Annotated in this window: 14 protein-coding genes; 9 read left to right on the forward strand and 5 right to left on the reverse strand. The window is 69.8% G+C overall.

Features of this window, described 5'->3' with window-relative positions; translation table 11 throughout:
* Positions 1-28: 28 nt before the first annotated feature.
* Positions 29-724 (reverse strand): endonuclease NucS, encoded by a 696-nt coding sequence (nucS, locus tag ACGG9C_RS13365; RefSeq protein ID WP_071044240.1) that lies wholly within the window; start codon positions 722-724, stop codon positions 29-31.
* A 9-nt stretch (positions 725-733) separates the two neighbouring features.
* The gene (locus ACGG9C_RS13370) at positions 734-1,981 is read right to left on the reverse strand and encodes an MFS transporter (protein WP_194384145.1); all 1,248 of its coding nucleotides are present in this window, start codon (positions 1,979-1,981) and stop codon (positions 734-736) included.
* Between the two features lie 79 nt (positions 1,982-2,060).
* Here ACGG9C_RS13370 and ACGG9C_RS13375 point away from each other — a divergent pair, with 79 nt between their 5' ends.
* From ACGG9C_RS13375 to mnhG, 7 genes are all read left to right on the forward strand, one after another.
* Positions 2,061-3,119, forward strand: a complete 1,059-nt coding sequence (locus ACGG9C_RS13375) for a substrate-binding domain-containing protein (RefSeq protein ID WP_194384146.1) — start codon at positions 2,061-2,063, stop codon at positions 3,117-3,119.
* A gap of 141 nt (positions 3,120-3,260) precedes the next feature.
* Positions 3,261-6,191, forward strand: coding sequence for a Na+/H+ antiporter subunit A (locus ACGG9C_RS13380; protein ID WP_194384147.1), 2,931 nt, complete (start codon positions 3,261-3,263; stop codon positions 6,189-6,191).
* Positions 6,188-6,745: a Na(+)/H(+) antiporter subunit C gene (locus ACGG9C_RS13385; protein ID WP_194384148.1), complete on the forward strand. Its 558-nt coding sequence runs from the start codon at positions 6,188-6,190 to the stop codon at positions 6,743-6,745. The genes ACGG9C_RS13380 and ACGG9C_RS13385 overlap by 4 nt, the downstream gene beginning before the upstream one ends.
* Positions 6,742-8,307, forward strand: coding sequence for a Na+/H+ antiporter subunit D (locus ACGG9C_RS13390; protein ID WP_071044243.1), 1,566 nt, complete (start codon positions 6,742-6,744; stop codon positions 8,305-8,307). The genes ACGG9C_RS13385 and ACGG9C_RS13390 overlap by 4 nt, the downstream gene beginning before the upstream one ends.
* Complete coding sequence (locus tag ACGG9C_RS13395) at positions 8,304-8,924, forward strand: Na+/H+ antiporter subunit E (RefSeq protein ID WP_194384149.1); 621 nt, start codon at positions 8,304-8,306, stop codon at positions 8,922-8,924. Before ACGG9C_RS13390 ends, ACGG9C_RS13395 begins: the two co-directional genes overlap by 4 nt.
* Positions 8,921-9,193 (forward strand): monovalent cation/H+ antiporter complex subunit F, encoded by a 273-nt coding sequence (locus ACGG9C_RS13400; protein ID WP_071044245.1) that lies wholly within the window; start codon positions 8,921-8,923, stop codon positions 9,191-9,193. Before ACGG9C_RS13395 ends, ACGG9C_RS13400 begins: the two co-directional genes overlap by 4 nt.
* Positions 9,190-9,603: a monovalent cation/H(+) antiporter subunit G gene (mnhG, locus tag ACGG9C_RS13405; RefSeq protein WP_083336458.1), complete on the forward strand. Its 414-nt coding sequence runs from the start codon at positions 9,190-9,192 to the stop codon at positions 9,601-9,603. Before ACGG9C_RS13400 ends, mnhG begins: the two co-directional genes overlap by 4 nt.
* A 211-nt stretch (positions 9,604-9,814) precedes the next feature.
* Here mnhG and argG read toward each other — a convergent pair whose 3' ends face one another.
* The 3 genes from argG to ACGG9C_RS13420 all read right to left on the reverse strand — a co-directional run bounded on the left by argG (position 9,815) and on the right by ACGG9C_RS13420 (position 13,714).
* Positions 9,815-11,257: an argininosuccinate synthase gene (gene argG / locus ACGG9C_RS13410; protein WP_194384150.1), complete on the reverse strand. Its 1,443-nt coding sequence runs from the start codon at positions 11,255-11,257 to the stop codon at positions 9,815-9,817.
* A 10-nt stretch (positions 11,258-11,267) separates the two neighbouring features.
* Entirely contained in the window at positions 11,268-11,999 is a 732-nt protein-coding gene (locus ACGG9C_RS13415; RefSeq protein WP_228480876.1) for a Pr6Pr family membrane protein, read from the reverse strand.
* Positions 12,000-12,133: 134 nt separating this feature from the next.
* Entirely contained in the window at positions 12,134-13,714 is a 1,581-nt protein-coding gene (locus tag ACGG9C_RS13420) for an SPFH domain-containing protein (protein ID WP_194384151.1), read from the reverse strand.
* A 201-nt stretch (positions 13,715-13,915) separates the two neighbouring features.
* Between ACGG9C_RS13420 and ACGG9C_RS13425 the strand changes: the two genes are divergently transcribed.
* Together ACGG9C_RS13425 and ACGG9C_RS13430 are read left to right on the forward strand one after the other, a co-directional pair.
* Positions 13,916-15,208 (forward strand): APC family permease, encoded by a 1,293-nt coding sequence (locus ACGG9C_RS13425; RefSeq protein ID WP_194384152.1) that lies wholly within the window; start codon positions 13,916-13,918, stop codon positions 15,206-15,208.
* 88 nt (positions 15,209-15,296) lie between these two features.
* Complete coding sequence (locus ACGG9C_RS13430) at positions 15,297-15,494, forward strand: hypothetical protein (protein ID WP_071044347.1); 198 nt, start codon at positions 15,297-15,299, stop codon at positions 15,492-15,494.
* The last annotated feature ends 17 nt before the right edge of the window (positions 15,495-15,511 follow it).

A 15,511-nucleotide genomic window follows, 5' to 3' on the forward strand; every position in this document is an offset into this window, starting at 1 on the left:
CGCGTCGGCAGCCGGCGCGCGGGACCGCTCAGAACAGCCGCGGTGCGCCCGACTCGATGCCCTTCATGCCCTCGTAGTCGAGGGTGACGCAGCGGATGCCGCGGTCGGTCGCGAGCACCTTCGCCTGCGGCTTGATCTCCTGCGCGGCGAACACGCCGGTGACGGGGGCGAGGTGCGGATCGCGTCCGAGGAGCTCGAGGTATCGCGTGAGCTGCTCGACGCCGTCGATGTCGCCGCGCCGCTTCACCTCGACAGCGATCGTGCCGCCTGCGGGGTCGCGCAGCAGCAGGTCGACGGGGCCGATCGCGGTAGGGAATTCGCGGCGCACGAGCGTCAGGTCGTCACCGATCACGTCGACCTGCTCGGCGAGGAGGCGCTGCAGATCCGCCTCGACGCCGTCCTTCTGCAGGCCCGGGTCGAGACCGAGCTCGTGCGAGGTGTCGTGCAGCACCTCGTAGATCCGCACGAGCAGGGCGTCACCGCTCTTGGCGTGCGTGACCCGCCAGTGCTCGAGAACGCCGGCGCGCGCGGACTCCTCGTCGGGCTCCTCGACCTCGAGACGGCACGGGGGGCTCATCCAGTTGAGCGGCTTGTACGAGCCGCCGTCGGAGTGCACCAGGAGGCTGCCGTCGCCCTTGTGGACGAGCAGGCGCGTCGCGAGGGGCAGGTGGGCGGTGAGGCGCCCGGTGTAGTCGACCGAGCAGCGGGCGATGACAAGACGCACCCGACGAGCCTAAACCCGACCCGCACCCTCATGCGGGTGGCCTGCTCCGACGGTGGCGCCGGCGATGGGACGGGCGGCACCGGACGCGAGACCCGAGGCGACCACGAGCGCGACCAGGATGAACAGCGTGTTCAGCAGTCCGATGTGGTCGCTGATGAATCCGAGCGCCGGCGGACCGGCGAGGAACGCCACGTAGCCGATCGTCGCCGCCGCACTCACGCGGGCCGCGGCCTTGGCGGGGTCGTCGGCGGCGGCGGACATCCCGAGCGGGAACCCGAGCGAGGCGCCCAGACCCCACAGCGCCGCGCCGACGAAGACGAGGGGCAGGCTCGGGGCGAGGATGAACAGCAGAATGCCGACGGCGGCCGTCGCCGAGAGCACGCGCAGGGTCGCCACCCGGCCGAAGCGATCCACAAGCGGGCCGCCAAACACGCGCACGACGGTCATGGAGACGGAGAAGACCGCCAGCGCGGCGGCCCCGAGCGTGGCGCCGCCGCCGTGCTCCTCGCTGACGCCGAGGGCCAGCCAGTCGTTCGCGCCGCCCTCGGCGAACGACATCCCGAGCATGATCACGCCCAGTGCGTAGGTGCGCGGCTCGCGCCACGCCGACAGGGACAGGGCGAGCCGCGCCCGCCAGCCGGGCCGGTCGTCGACGGCGGGATCGCCCGCGACCTCGCGCCGCGGCACGTTGGCGAACGATGCTGCAGCGATGACGACCACGATCGCCGCGATCACGGCGGCATGCACGGCGACGGTCACGTCGAGGCCCGCGGCCAGCGCCCCGAGTCCCGCGCCGATCACGGTGCCGAAGGAGAAGAACGCGTGGAACAGCGGCAGGATCGTCTTGCCGGACTGGGTCTCGATCGCGGCTCCCTCGACGTTCATCATGACGTCGACGGCGCCGTTGCCGAAGCCGAAGAGTGCGAGCCCGATGATGACCACGGGGAAGGATCCCCAGACGTCGGTGCCGAGGCCGATGAAGACGACGCCGGCGGCGAAGACGAGCATCGCGCCGAACATGCCGCGACGGGTGCCGAAGCGGGCGATGATCACGGATGCCAGGGACAGCCCGACGATCGATGCGACGCCCATTCCGAGCAGCAGCAGACCGATCTGGCTGTTCTCGATCCCGAGCGCGATCTTGATGTCCGGGACGCGCGACGCCCACGTCGCGATGCTCAGTCCGCTCGCGAGGAAGATCGCGAAGACGGCGGTGCGCCAGCGCACGTACTGCGCGCGGGTCAGGGGCAGATCCATGACGTTCATGGTACCGGTGAAACGATTCGCATCGAAACGATTCGAGACGGGAGAGGCCGAGCGCTACGATCGACGCAGGATGAGCGCGCGCAGAGCCACGATCGCCGACGTCGCCCGCGAGGCGGGCGTCTCGCCGTCGACCGCTTCCGTCGTCTTCAGTGGCAAGACCCCGGTCACCGAGGCGACGCGGGCGAAGGTGCGCTCCGCCGCAGCCCGCCTCGGCTACGCCGGACCCGACCCCCGCGCGGCCTCCCTGCGGCGCGGGCGCAGCGGCATCGTCGCGGTGGTGTTCGAGGAGCACCTCGGCACTGCCTTCCTCGACCCGGTGAAGACCCTCATGATGGATGGGCTCACCGACGAGGTCGCGCCCCTCGGCGCGGGCCTGCTGCTGCTCCGCGACCACGATCCCTCCGGCGCCGGCCCGTCGCTGACGACGGCGCCGATCGATGCCGCCGTGCTGATCGGCTGCAGCGGGATGCTGCGCGAATCGCTTGCGACCGTGACCGCCCGCGGCCTCCCCGTGGTCGTGATCGAGGGCGACGCGGGCGAGAGCGTGCCGCGCATCATGCTCGACAACCGCGACGCGCAGCGCCAGGCCGCCAGTCACCTGCGCTCGCTCGGTCACCGCCGCGTCGTGGTGCTCTCGCTTCCCACGCGGTCTCAGCGTCCGCGCGGATGGGTGGCCGCCGACGAGCCGGTCGAGGTCGACGTCACGCGCGACCGCCTCGCCGGCGCGCGGGATGTGTTCCCCGACGCGTCGGTGTACGCCGCGGGGGCCAGCTCGATGGACGAGGGCTTCCATGCCGCCCGCGACATCCTGAACGTACCCATCGATCGCCGCCCCACGGCCATCATCGCTCAGAGCGACCTGCTCGCCGCCGGGGCGGTACGGGCGGCCGAAGACCTGGGGCTCCGGGTGCCCTTCGACGTCAGCGTGACGGGGTTCGACGGCGTCGCCGTGGACGGTCTCGCACCCCATGAGCTCACGACACTCGTGCAGCCTGCGCTGGAGAAGGGCCGTGCCGCCGGTCGCGCGGTCGCCGCGATGCTCGAGGACGCATCGCCGCCGACGATCACGTTCACGTGCGAATTCCGCGTCGGGAATACTACGGCCGAGCCGGCGGCGTTCCGGGATTGAGCTGGTCGACGGGCGCGCGACGTCGGCAGCTCGACGAGGCCACGCGCGCCTCCCCTCCCGGTAGAGTGGACGTACAGACCCCCTATCGCCCGAGCCGACGGTGATCACCGTTCCCGGCTGACGACTTTCGAGGAGGCCGCCATGCTGGTCCTCCTTGCCGCGTTCGCCGTCGTCCCGCTGGTGATGCCGTGGCTGGTACACCGCCTCGGGGCGCGCGCGTTCCTCATCGCCGCGCTGCTCCCGACCGCCGCGTTCGTGCAGGCCGCCGCGCAGACAGTGCCGGTCATGTCGGGAGAGATCCCGTTCGAATCCGTCGCGTGGATCCCGCCGCTCGGCGTCGACCTGTCGATGCGCATGGACACGCTGTCGTGGCTGATGACCCTCGTCGTCACCGGCATCGGTGCTCTCGTGCTGGTCTACTGCCGGTGGTACTTCGCCGACGGCGGTTCCGGGCTCGGGCAGTTCAGCGCCGTGTTCCTCGCCTTCGCCGGGGCGATGTACGGGCTCGTCCTCACGGACGATCTCGTGGTGCTCGTGATGCTGTGGGAGGTCACGAGCGTGCTGTCGTACCTGCTGATCGGGTACTACAACCGGCGCGCGTCCAGCCGTCGCGCCGCCCTGCAGGCGCTGCTCGTGACCACGCTGGGCGGTCTGGTGATGCTGATCGGCGTCGTGCTGCTCGTGGTCGACGCCGGCACCTCGAGCATCTCGACCATCCTCTCCGAGGCCCCGACGGGGCCGATCGTCGACGCCGCGGTCGTCATGCTCCTCGTGGGCGCCCTGTCGAAGTCCGCGATCTTCCCCTTCCACTTCTGGCTGCCGGGCGCGATGGCCGCCCCCACGCCCGTCAGCGCGTATCTCCACGCCGCGGCGATGGTGAAGGCGGGCATCTATCTCATCGCCCGCTTCGCACCCGTGTTCGCGTTCTCACCCGTCTGGCAGCCGATCGTCATCGGACTCGGCGTCTTCACGATGCTCCTCGGCGGATTCCAGGCGCTCCGCGAGACCGACCTCAAGCGCATCCTCGCCTTCGGAACCGTCAGTCAGCTCGGCTTCCTCACCGTCGTCCTCGGATACGGCACGCGCGACGCGATCCTCGCCGGTCTCGCCCTGCTGCTCGCGCACGCGCTGTTCAAGTCGGCGCTGTTCCTGGTCGTCGGCATCATCGACCACCAGCTGTCCACCCGCGACATCCGCGAGATCAGCGGACTCGGACGTCAGACGCCCGTGCTCGCGACGGTCAGCATCGTCACGATCGCCTCGATGGCCGGCGTCATCCCGACCCTCGGCTTCGTCGCCAAGGAGGCCGCGCTGACTGCGCTGCTGAACGATGCCCTGCAGGGCGCCCCCTTCGCGATCATCGCGCTGGCCGGCGTCACACTCGGCTCGGTGTTCACGGTCGCCTACGGCATCCGCTTCATCTGGGGAGCGTTCTGGACCAAGCGCGACGCCGAGGGCGACGCGCTCACGCCCGTCGAGTGGCCCCGCCCGCCGATCGGCTTCGTCGCCGTGCCGGTCGTGCTGGCCGTGCTCACCGTGGTCGCGGGGTTCGCCTCCCCCCTCCTCGACGCCGTGCTCGCCCCCTACGCCGACACCGCGCCGGCGGCCGCCCCGGGTCTCACCGCCCCCGAGGAGACCTACCATCTCGAACTGTGGCACGGGCTCGAGCCGGCGCTGTTCCTCTCGCTCGGCACGCTCGCCCTCGGCGCCCCGGTGTTCTGGAGCACGAAGCGCCGACCCTGGGGTTCGCGGATGCTGCCGTTCAGCGCGCCGGATGTCTACAACGCCGCGCTCCGCGGCGTGGCACGGCTCTCGGTGGAGGTCACGAGCCTCACGCAGCGGGGCTCGCTCCCGATCTACGTCGGCACCATCTTCGTCGTACTGGTGGTCGGTGAGGCGGTGGCGCTGTTCGCCGGATCGGAGTGGCAGGCGGAGCTCGACGCGTTCCAGACCCCCGTGCAGCTGCTCGTCGCGCCCATCATGATCATCGCGGGGCTGATCGCGGTCCGTGCCCGCAAACGCTTCACCGGCGTCGCGCTCGTATCGGTCACCGGCTTCGGCATGGCGCTCCTGTTCGCCTCGAGCGGTGCGCCCGACCTCGCCCTCACGCAGATCCTCGTCGAGACGGTCACCCTCGTCGCCTTCGCGCTCGTGCTGCGCCGCATCCCCTCGCGTCTGGGGCAGCACAACGCCTCGGTCCGGCCGATCGCGCGCGCTGTGCTCGCCGCCGGGGTGGGCGTGACGATGGCCGCGATCGCGATCGTCGCGACAGCGTCGCGCGTGGCCGACCCGATCTCGCGCGAGTGGCCCGACCTCGCCTATGACATCGGGCACGGTCGCAACGTCGTCAACGTGGCGCTGGTCGATATCCGCGGGTGGGACACCATGGGCGAACTCACGGTGCTCGTTCTCGCGGCGACAGGTGTCGCCTCGCTCGTCTTCGTCACCCACCGCTCCGACACGCTGTCGGAGTTCACCGAGCCGCTGCCGCGCTTGGACGCGCGGCGTCAGCCCCTCATCGAGACGGACGAGGGCGTGAAGCCCCGCACCGACAGCTCCGAGGGCCGCCGCCTGGCCTGGCTGCTCGGCGGCACGCGCGTGCGGGCGGAGAACCGCTCGATGATGCTCGAGGTCGTCGTCCGCATCCTCTTCCACACGATCATCATCGTGTCGCTGTACCTGCTCTTCGCGGGGCACAACCTGCCCGGCGGCGGCTTCGCCGGCGGGCTCGTCGCGGGCATGGCCCTCGTCATGCGATACGTCGCGGGAGGACGGTACGAACTCGGCGCCGCCGCTCCGACCGACGCCGGACGCCTGCTGGGCATCGGCATGACCATCGCGGTCGGGTGCGCCATCCTGCCCCTGGTGTTCAGCGCGCCGCCGCTCACCCGCTGGTTCATCGAGGCCGAGACCGAACTGCTCGGTCACGTCGAGTTCGTCACGTCGACACTGTTCGACGTGGGGGTCTATCTCGTCGTCGTCGGACTCGTGCTCGATGTGCTCCGCAGCCTCGGCGCCGAGGTCGACCGGCAGGCCACCGCCCAGCGCAGCGAGGCGGTGAGCGTCCGGTGACCGTCTCGCTCGTCCTCATCGTCATCATGGCCGTGCTCTTCGCCTGTGGCGTCTACGCGATGCTCGAGCGCAGCCTCACCCGTGTGCTCATCGGCTTCCTGCTGCTGGGCAACGCGGCGAATCTCCTGCTGCTGATCGTCATCGGCCAGCCCGGGATCGCCCCGTTCTACGGCGCGGGCGAGGCCGACCAGATGTCGGATCCCCTCCCGCAAGCCCTCACGCTGACGGCCATCGTCATCACGTTCGCGATCTCGGCCTTCCTGCTCGCCCTCATCTACCGCTCCTGGCAGCTCGGGCAGGCCGACACGGTGCAGGACGACGAGGCCGACCTCGCCGTGCGGGCCCGCGACGCCGAGGCCGAAGAGGTCATGGACGACGAGACCGAGCTCGAAGACGACGACGCCACGACCGACTTCATCGGCACCGCGACCTCACCCATCCGCGTCGTGCACAGCCGCGACTTCCCGGGCGTGCGCGACGACGCCCCCGTCGATCGCCCGCGGCGCGGCCCCGCCGACCCCTCGCGGGCATCCGAGAGCGAGGACGGCGCATGATCGCCCTCGTTCCGCTCCTGGTCACGCTGCCACTGCTCGGCGCGGCGATCGCGCTCATCGCGGGAAAGCATCGCCGCGTGCAGGTGGGGGTCTCGGTCGTCACGCTCACGGTGGTGTGTGCGATCGCGGCGGTGCTGCTGGTCGTCGTCGACATCGGCGGCAACCCGCTCGCGGTCTCGGTGGGCGGCTGGCCCATCCCCTTCGGGATCGTGCTCTACGTCGACCGGCTGTCGGCGCTGCTCATCGTCGTCTCGAGCATCGTGCTGCTGGCCGTTCTGCTCTTCTCGGTCGGTCAGGGCGCGGCGGACGGCGACGACGACACCCCGGTGTCGATCTTCCACCCGTCGTACCTGATCCTCGCCGCGGGCATCTTCAACGCGTTCATCGCAGGTGACCTGTTCAACCTCTACGTCAGCTTCGAGATCCTGCTGGTGGCCTCGTACGTGCTGATCACGCTGGGCAGCACGGAATCCCGCATCCGCACCGGCGTCGTCTACATCGTCGTGTCGCTGGTGTCCTCCATCCTCTTCCTCTCCGCGATCGCGATGATCTACGGCGCGCTCGGCACCGTGAACATGGTGCAGATCGCCGAGCGGATGGGGGAGCTGCCTCAGGAGACGCAGACGGTGCTCCACCTGCTCCTGCTCCTCGCCTTCGCGATCAAGGCCGCTGTCTTCCCCCTGTCGTTCTGGCTCCCCGACTCGTACCCGACCGCTCCCGCCCCGGTGACGGCGGTGTTCGCCGGGCTCCTCACCAAGGTCGGCGTCTACGCGATGATCCGCACCGAGTCGCAGCTGTTCCTCGACAACGACCTCAACCTGCTGCTGCTGATCGCGGCGCTGGCGACGATGATCGTCGGCATCCTCGGCGCCCTCGCCCAGGCCGAGCTGAAGCGCATCCTGTCGTTCACGCTCGTCAGCCACATCGGATACATGGTGTTCGGACTCGCGATCGCGACACCGCTGTCGATCGGCGCGACGATCTACTACATGGTCCACCACATCGTGGTGCAGACCACGCTGTTCCTCGCCGTCGGCCTCGTCGAGCGGCAGGCGGGGTCGACCTCGATCCTGCGCGTGAAGGGCCTCATGCGCGGCGCGCCCCTGATCGCGGCGCTCTACTTCATCCCGGCCATCAACCTCGGCGGCCTTCCGCCGTTCTCCGGATTCATCGGCAAGTTCGCGCTCTTCGACGCCGCCGCCGAGGTGGGGACCCCGATCATGATGGTGATGATGGTCGGCGGCATCGTCACCAGCCTGCTCACCCTCTACGCCCTCATGCGGGCGTGGAACCTGTCGTTCTGGCGGGAAGAGGACGACTCGGCCGAGACCGAAGCGCGCATCTCGTACCTGGATGCCGCCCCGGAGGCGTCCGTGCAGACCGAGCGACGCGTCATCCCGCGCATCATGACCGCCTCGACGACGGGCATGGTGGCCATCACCGTCGCGCTGACGGTGTTCGCCGGGCCCATCTACGACGTCTGCACGCGGATCGGATCGGCCCTCCTCGAGCCGATGACGCTCGTGCAGCTCGAGCAGGACGAGCAGGAGTCGGAGTCATGACCTCGACACCCGTGGATCGACGCACGGCCCGCCGTGGCGCCCTGGCGCGGGCCTGGCGTCAGCTGCCGTTCCTGCTGTGGCTGGTCGCAGTCTGGATGCTGCTGTGGGGGCAGTTCACGCTCCTGGCGTTCCTCACCGGCCTCGTCGCGGCACTGCTGGTGACGCGCGTCTTCCGGCTGCCGGCTGTCGAGCTGTCGGGCCGGGTCAACCTCTGGTACGGCGCGATCTTCATCGTCACGTTCCTCGCCGCCCTGGTGCGCGGCTCGCTCACCGTGGCGTGGCAGGTGATCTCGCCTCGGCCGGTGCCCCGGTCGGCGATCATCGCCGTGCCCTCGGTCGTGGCCGACGACCTCATCATGACGCACACCGCGATCACGGCCTCGCTCATCCCGGGATCGCTCGTGATCGACATCGACCGCGACAGACGCGTGATGTATCTGCACGTGCTCGGCGTGCACAACCTCGCCGACGTCGAGCACCAGCGCGAGCACGTGCTGGTGTGGGAGCGGCGCATCGTCCGCGCCGTCGGATCGCGCGCCCAGGTCGAGCAGATCCGCGAGGCCGAGCGCACGGCCGCGGAGGCGGCCCGCCCGGCCCGGAACCGGGAGGGACGATGACCGACATCCTGCTGTTCGCGATCTACGCCGTCTTCACCGCCGCTGCGCTGCTGGCGCTGTGGCGCATCGTGGTCGGCCCGTCGATCCTCGACCGTGTCGTCGCATCCGACGTGCTGCTCACCGAGATCCTGTGCGTGCTCGGCGCCGAGATGGCGCTCAACGGCCACACGCGCTCGCTGCCGGTCATGCTCATCATCGCCGCGGTCGGGGTGTTCGGGTCGATCTCGGTCGCCCGCTTCGTCGCGAGAAGGGACAACGTGGAACGATGACGACGTCGCTGCCCTTCGCCGTTGCCGCCGAGACGGTGGGATCGGCTTACCCCGCCGACGGCTGGATCGACGTCGTCGCGCTCGTGCTCATCCTCGTCGGCGCCGGGCTGTGCCTGACGGCCGCGATCGGCCTGCTGCGGCTGAAGGATGTGCCCTCCCGCCTCCACGCGGCGACCAAGCCGCAGGTGCTGGGCCTCATCCTCATCTGCATCGCCGTCGCGCTGTCGCTGCGCTCGTGGCCCGTCGTGGCCTTCCTGCTGCCGGTCGTGCTCATCCAGATGGCCACGTCTCCGCTGTCGGCCCACGTCATCGGCCGGCAGGCCTATCGCAACGGGACCGTCGACGAGCCCGGCCTGATCGTCGACGAGCTCGGCGGGTCGACCCAGACGCCCCCCGGCGCCGGCGGCTGACCCGCGCGAGCGGCATCCACCCGAGCGCCGCCCCTGGCCCGAGCGCCATCCCCGGCCCGGGCCCATGCGGGCATCACACCCGCACGCATGTCGGAGAATCACGCGGATGTCGGAGGATTCGGCCGAAAACCTCCGACATCGGGCCGAATCTCCGACGTCGCAGGTGGAGCAGTCCGACGTCGCGGGGCGGATCAGTCGGACGATGCGGGCGTCAGTCGGCGCCGAAATCGAACGACGCGGCCTCGTTGGCCTCGTCGACGGCCTCGGCGAGCTCCTCGCGGTCGGCGTCGTAGTCGACGGCGTGCTCCGTGATCTCCTGCGCGCCGCCCTTCTCCAGCTCGCCGACCAGCTCTCCGGTCGCGCCGCCGATGAACCCGGCGGCGGCGTAGTGCTCGAGACGGAAGCGCGAGTCGGCGATGTCGAGGTTGCGCATGGTGAGCTGGCCGATGCGATCGGTCGGGCCGAAAGCGGCATCCCCGACGCGCTCCATCGACAGCTTCTCGGCGGCGTACGAGAGCATCGGAGACGACGTGTCGAGAATGGTGTAGTCCTCGCCGCGGCGCAGACGCAGGGTGACGGAGCCGGTGATCGCCGACCCGACCCACTTCTGGATCGACTCGCGCAGCATGAACGACTGCGGCTCGAGCCAGCGTCCTTCGTACATCAGACGCCCGAGCCGACGGCCCTGCTCGTGATAGGTCGCCAGGGTGTCTTCGTTGAGGATGCCGTTGACCAGGCGCTCGTACGCGATGAACAGCAGCGCCATACCCGGCGCCTCGTAGATGCCGCGCGACTTCGCCTCGATGATGCGGTTCTCGATCTGGTCGCTCATGCCGAGGCCGTGGCGGCCGCCGATGGTGTTCGCCTCCCGCACGAGGTCGACCGGGTCGGAGTACTCGACGCCGTTGATGGCGACCGGGCGGCCCGCGTCGAAAGCGATCGTGACCTCCTCGGTGTCGATCTGCACCGACGGATCCCAGAACTTCACGCCCATGATCGGCTCGACGATCTCGAGCGACACGTTCAGGTGCTCGAGGGTCTTCGCCTCGTGGGTGGCGCCCCAGATGTTCGCGTCGGTGGAGTAGGCCTTCTCGGCGGAGTCGCGGTACGGGAAGCCGTGCTCGACGAGCCATTCGCTCATCTCCTGGCGGCCGCCGAGCTCGGTGACGAAGTCGGCATCCAGCCACGGCTTGTAGATGCGCAGCGCGGGGTTGGCGAGCAGACCGTAGCGGTAGAACCGCTCGATGTCGTTGCCCTTGTAGGTGGAGCCGTCGCCCCAGATGTCGACGCCGTCCTCCTTCATCGCCCGCACGAGCATCGTGCCGGTCACCGCGCGGCCGATAGGGGTGGTGTTGAAGTAGGTGCGTCCGCCCGAGCGGATGTGGAACGCCCCGCACGCGAGCGCGACGAAGCCCTCCTCGACGAGCATCGTCTTGCAGTCGAGCAGTCGCGAGGCCTCGGAGCCGTACTCGGTGGCGCGGCCCGGTATCGACGCGATGTCGTCTTCGTCGTACTGACCGAGGTCGCCGGTGTAGGTGTAGGGGATCGCGCCCTTGTCGCGCATCCACGCGACGGCCACGGAGGTGTCGAGACCACCGGAGAAGGCGATGCCGACGCGCTCGCCGACGGGCAGGGACTGGAGGACCTTCGACATGTCCTCCACCCTACCGATCCGCGTGCACCGGCCGATCCACGCGTGCGCGGCGCCGGCCCACCCATACGACGCCGTAGGCGACCACGACGATCGCTGCGGCGATCCCGACGACGTACACCGCGACTCCCGCGTATCCGGGCGGCACGAGGCCGGGGTTGTTCGGGTTGAGGAACGGGTAGGGATACCAGTACCCCGGGCCGATCGTCGGGTTTGTCACGAGCGGACCGCGCACGAGCGTGTAGATCACCCATGCGATCGGAAACCCGAGCACCCACAGGGTGTCGCGCCAGGCGAGCGGGCGGCGCCGCACTGCGACGAACGCATCGGCGAGCAGGAACAGCGGAGCGACCACGTGCAGCACCTCGTTGGACCACGGCACCGGTTCGGACCCCTGCGGCAGCTCCACGCCGCGCAGCAGGATGTTGTAGACGACGCCGGTGATCACCATGTAGGTCGTCACCGACACGAGGGCGATCGCGAGGGCGCGCGGTTCGCGGCGGCGCTCGCCGCCGGCATCCCTCCCGCGCGTGAGGAACCAGACGACCGCCCACGTCAGCACGATCGCCGACGACACGTTGGAGAGGATGGTGAAGAAGCTGAAGAAGTTCGCGACGGTGACGCCGAGGTCGCGGCCGTACTCCAGGGCGGATGCGATGGATGCGGCCAGCTGACGCACCACGGCGGCGAGGATGACCACGGCCATCACGCCGCGCAGTACCGTCCAGACGCGTTCGGGTGACATGGGCGTCACGCTATCCGCTTCGCGGCCCGCCAAGGTCGGAGAATCGCGCCGATGTCGGAGGATCTGCGAGGAATCCTCCGACATCGGGCCGATTCTCCGACCTCGGGGTCACAGGCCGGGGTCACCGGCCAGGGTCATTCGGCGCCGGCGTCCGCGGGCTTCGTGCGGGTGGGTGCGGCCTGCTCGCGGCTCGTCGCCTCGGCGAGGCCCTCGCCGACGCCGCGGCCGAAGGTCTGGCCCTGGATGAGCGCGGCGAGGTCGATGCCGGTGGCCGCCTCGACGCTGTCGAAGACGGATCGCATCGCCTTTGCGCTGTCGCCGCCGATGACGCTTGATGCGCCGTCGTCGCCGGAGCCGCCGATGATCGAGACGTTGCCGATCGCGGCGTAGCCCTTGGCGAACTCGGTCATGATGGCCGGCAGCACCTCGAGCACGCGCTGCGACAGGAAGGCCTCCTGATTCGACGCGATGGCCTCCGCCTCGGCCTGGACGGCCGCGGCACGGGCTTCACCCTCGGCACGGATCGCTCCGGCCTCGGCCTGCGAGGTGAGGCGACGCGCCTCGGCCTCGGCATCGGCGCGGGCGCGCAGCGCGCCGGCCTCACCGGCGGCCTTCGCCTCGGCGGCCGCTGCTTCACCGGCGGCGCGTGCCTTGTCGGCTTCCGCCTGCTGCTCGGCGATGCGCGTGCGCGCCTCGGCCTGCTTGACCTGCTCGATCGCGGCGGCCTCGGCCGAGCGCTCGCGCGTGTAGAGGTCGGCCTGTGCGCGGGTCTCCGCCTCGTAGCGCTGCGCATCGGCGACGCGCTTGACGTCGGCGTCGAGCTGGGCCTGCTTGTTCTCGGCCTGCTGCTGCAGCACCGCCTGCTCGGCCTTCGCGCGCGCCAGCTGCTCGGCCTGCTCCGCCTCGGCGCGGGCGCGACCGACACCTGCCGCCGCGTTGGCGGTGTTGGTGTCGAGCGCGGTCTGCTCGATGAGGTTCGCTTCGTCGTTGGCGATGTTCTTCTGGTTGATCGCGCGGTCGGCGTTGGTCTGGGCGATCTCGGCGGCCTGACGCTTGGCCTGGATCTCCGGTGAGCCCAGTGACTGGATGTAGCCGACGGAGTCCGTGATGCCCTTGATCTGGAACGAGTCGAGGATGAGACCCTGCTCGGCCAGCTCGTGCGAGACGTCGGCGGCGATCTGATCCGAGAACTTCTTGCGCTCGCGCATGAGCTCGACCACCGACAGCGTCGCGACGATGCCGCGGAGTGCTCCCTCGAGCTGCTCGGTCGTGAACTGCTCGATCGCGGCGTCCTGCGAGGCGAAGCGCTCGGCGGCCCGCCGCACGAACAAGGGATCCGAGCCGATCTTCACGATCGCCACGCCGTCGACGTTCAACGTGACATTGTCGAGCGACTGCGCCTCGGCGTTGAGCATCACCTGCCGCGATCGCAGCGAGATGATCTCGTGCCGCTGCGTGATCGGGTTCACGAGCGACTTGCCGTTGACGATGACCGTCACCGGCGACTCCGAGAGTTCGGAGCGGCTGGAGCCGTCGGCATCCAGCACGGTGCTCTGCACCTTCTGTTTGCGACCCGAGATGACCAGCGCCTCGTCGGCACGGGCGACCTTGATCCAGCTGCGTGCGAACAGCAGCAGGATGAGGCCGACGATGATGACCGCGACGACCGCGATCCCGACGATGATGAGAATGCCGACGAGTCCGGCGACTTCCATGAAACCCCCTCATGAGAAGGGCGCGCTCGTTGCGCACCCGCTCACACCCTGCCAGACCGGCGCCGCCACCGCGCCCCCTTTCTGTAGCACGCGGTGCCTGACTGCGCGCAAGGGGGTCCGCCCGACCGCCTCCCGCACGTTAGCGTGGCCGGCGGCGCGGCATGAGTTCCGCGTGCACGGCACCCGACGCGAGAGGAATCCATGGCAGCGGACACGAAGAAGATCTCGCTGGTCGGATCGATCTCCCTCGGAACCGGCGTGATGATCGGCGCGGGGATCTTCGCCCTCGTCGGACAGGTGGCGGGCATCGTCGGTCCGTGGTTCCCGCTGGCGTTCCTCATCGGCGCGGTCGTCGCCGGCGTCAGCTCGTACTCCTACATCCGGTACTCGAGCGTCAACCCGTCGTCGGGCGGGATCGCGATGCTGCTCAAGGGCGCGTACGGCCCGGGCGTGATCGCCGGGTCGTTCTCGCTGTTCATGTACGTCTCGATGGTGGTGGCCGAGAGCCTGCTGGCGCGCACCTTCGGCACCTATCTGCTGCGTCCGTTCGGGCTGCAGGACTCCCCCGTCCTCGTGCCCGTGCTCGGGATCGCCGCGATCGTCGCCGCGACGATCGTGAACCTCGTCGGCAACCGCTTCGTCGAGGGGTCGGCGACCACCACGGCGGTGCTGAAGATCCTCGGCATCGGGGTGCTCGCCGTCGCCGGGCTCATCGGCGCCGCCGCGTCCGGCGGCCTCTTCTCGAGCGGGGGCTCGGGCGAGTCATCAGGCCTGTGGGGCCTGCTGGCCGGGTCGACGCTGTGCGTGCTCGCCTACAAGGGGTTCACCACGATCACGAACCAGGGCGATGACATCCGCGACCCGAGCAGGAACCTCGGCCGCTCGATCGTGCTGTCGATCCTCATCTGCACCGTGCTCTACCTGCTCATCACGCTGTCGGTGGATGCGAGCATCGGCGCGGAGGGGGCGGTGGATGCGCGCGACTACGCGCTCGCACAGGCTGCCGAGCCGCTGTTCGGCGCGTGGGGCGTGAGCATCACGGTCGCGATCGCCGTGGTCGCGACGCTCTCCGGTCTGCTCGCGAGCCTGTACTCCGTGTCGCGCCTGTACGCGATGCTGCAGGACATGCGGCAGGCGCCCGCGCTGCCCGATCGCATCCCGCGGCAGCCGCTTCTCATCACCGCCGGCCTCGCGATCGTGGCGACGGCCTTCCTGGATCTCACGCAGATCGCATCGATGGGTGCGTTCCTCTACCTGACGATGGACATCGCCGTGCAGTGGGGCGTCATCCGTCATCTCCGCGACGAGATCGACGCGAAGCCGTGGCTGCCGGCGATCACGATCATCCTCGACCTGGCGATCCTGGTCCCGTTCACGATCTTCAAGGTTCAGAGCGATCTGCTCACGGTCGTGATCGCCGCGGCGGTCGCGGCGGTGATCTTCGTCGCCCAGATCATCACGGTGCGTGCCCGCTCCCGCGCCGATGCCGGCTGAGCACCTGGCCGGACGCGCGAGGAAAACACGGGAGCTGGGCGCGCGCAACCCCCTGGCACCGAAGCGGAAGGTCGTCGATCGTGACGGCATGAGCGATGAAGACGACCTCCCACAGCCGAAGGACCACCTCCCGCCGCGCGACGAGCGCGAGCACGACGTTCCCCAGGAGACGTATCCCGACGGCGGCGCCCCTGAGGGCGAGGCCGGTGTCTCGCCCGAGACCGCCGCCGAGCCCGACAAGCCCAACCGTCACGGCGTGGATCAGATCCCGCCGCGGGGCCGCTGAGGCGGCGAGTTCGCCTT

Origin of the sequence: Microbacterium sp. MTN4-26, from assembly GCF_042846595.1 — a bacterium.
GTDB classification, from domain to species: domain Bacteria; phylum Actinomycetota; class Actinomycetes; order Actinomycetales; family Microbacteriaceae; genus Microbacterium; species Microbacterium luteum.

Bases quoted from the DNA above. Each gene is read 5' to 3' on its own strand.
- ACGG9C_RS13415 (WP_228480876.1), bottom strand. From the start codon at position 11,999: ATGTCACCCGAACGCGTCTGGACGGTACTGCGCGGCGTGATGGCCGTG.
- ACGG9C_RS13420 (WP_194384151.1), bottom strand. From the start codon at position 13,714: ATGGAAGTCGCCGGACTCGTCGGCATTCTCATCATCGTCGGGATCGCG.
- ACGG9C_RS13390 (WP_071044243.1), top strand. From the start codon at position 6,742: ATGATCGCCCTCGTTCCGCTCCTGGTCACGCTGCCACTGCTCGGCGCG.
- ACGG9C_RS13425 (WP_194384152.1), top strand. From the start codon at position 13,916: ATGGCAGCGGACACGAAGAAGATCTCGCTGGTCGGATCGATCTCCCTC.
- ACGG9C_RS13375 (WP_194384146.1), top strand. From the start codon at position 2,061: ATGAGCGCGCGCAGAGCCACGATCGCCGACGTCGCCCGCGAGGCGGGC.
- ACGG9C_RS13395 (WP_194384149.1), top strand. From the start codon at position 8,304: ATGACCTCGACACCCGTGGATCGACGCACGGCCCGCCGTGGCGCCCTG.
- ACGG9C_RS13400 (WP_071044245.1), top strand. From the start codon at position 8,921: ATGACCGACATCCTGCTGTTCGCGATCTACGCCGTCTTCACCGCCGCT.
- ACGG9C_RS13430 (WP_071044347.1), top strand. From the start codon at position 15,297: ATGAGCGATGAAGACGACCTCCCACAGCCGAAGGACCACCTCCCGCCG.
- argG (WP_194384150.1), bottom strand. From the start codon at position 11,257: ATGTCGAAGGTCCTCCAGTCCCTGCCCGTCGGCGAGCGCGTCGGCATC.
- ACGG9C_RS13380 (WP_194384147.1), top strand. From the start codon at position 3,261: ATGCTGGTCCTCCTTGCCGCGTTCGCCGTCGTCCCGCTGGTGATGCCG.
- mnhG (WP_083336458.1), top strand. From the start codon at position 9,190: ATGACGACGTCGCTGCCCTTCGCCGTTGCCGCCGAGACGGTGGGATCG.
- ACGG9C_RS13370 (WP_194384145.1), bottom strand. From the start codon at position 1,981: ATGGATCTGCCCCTGACCCGCGCGCAGTACGTGCGCTGGCGCACCGCC.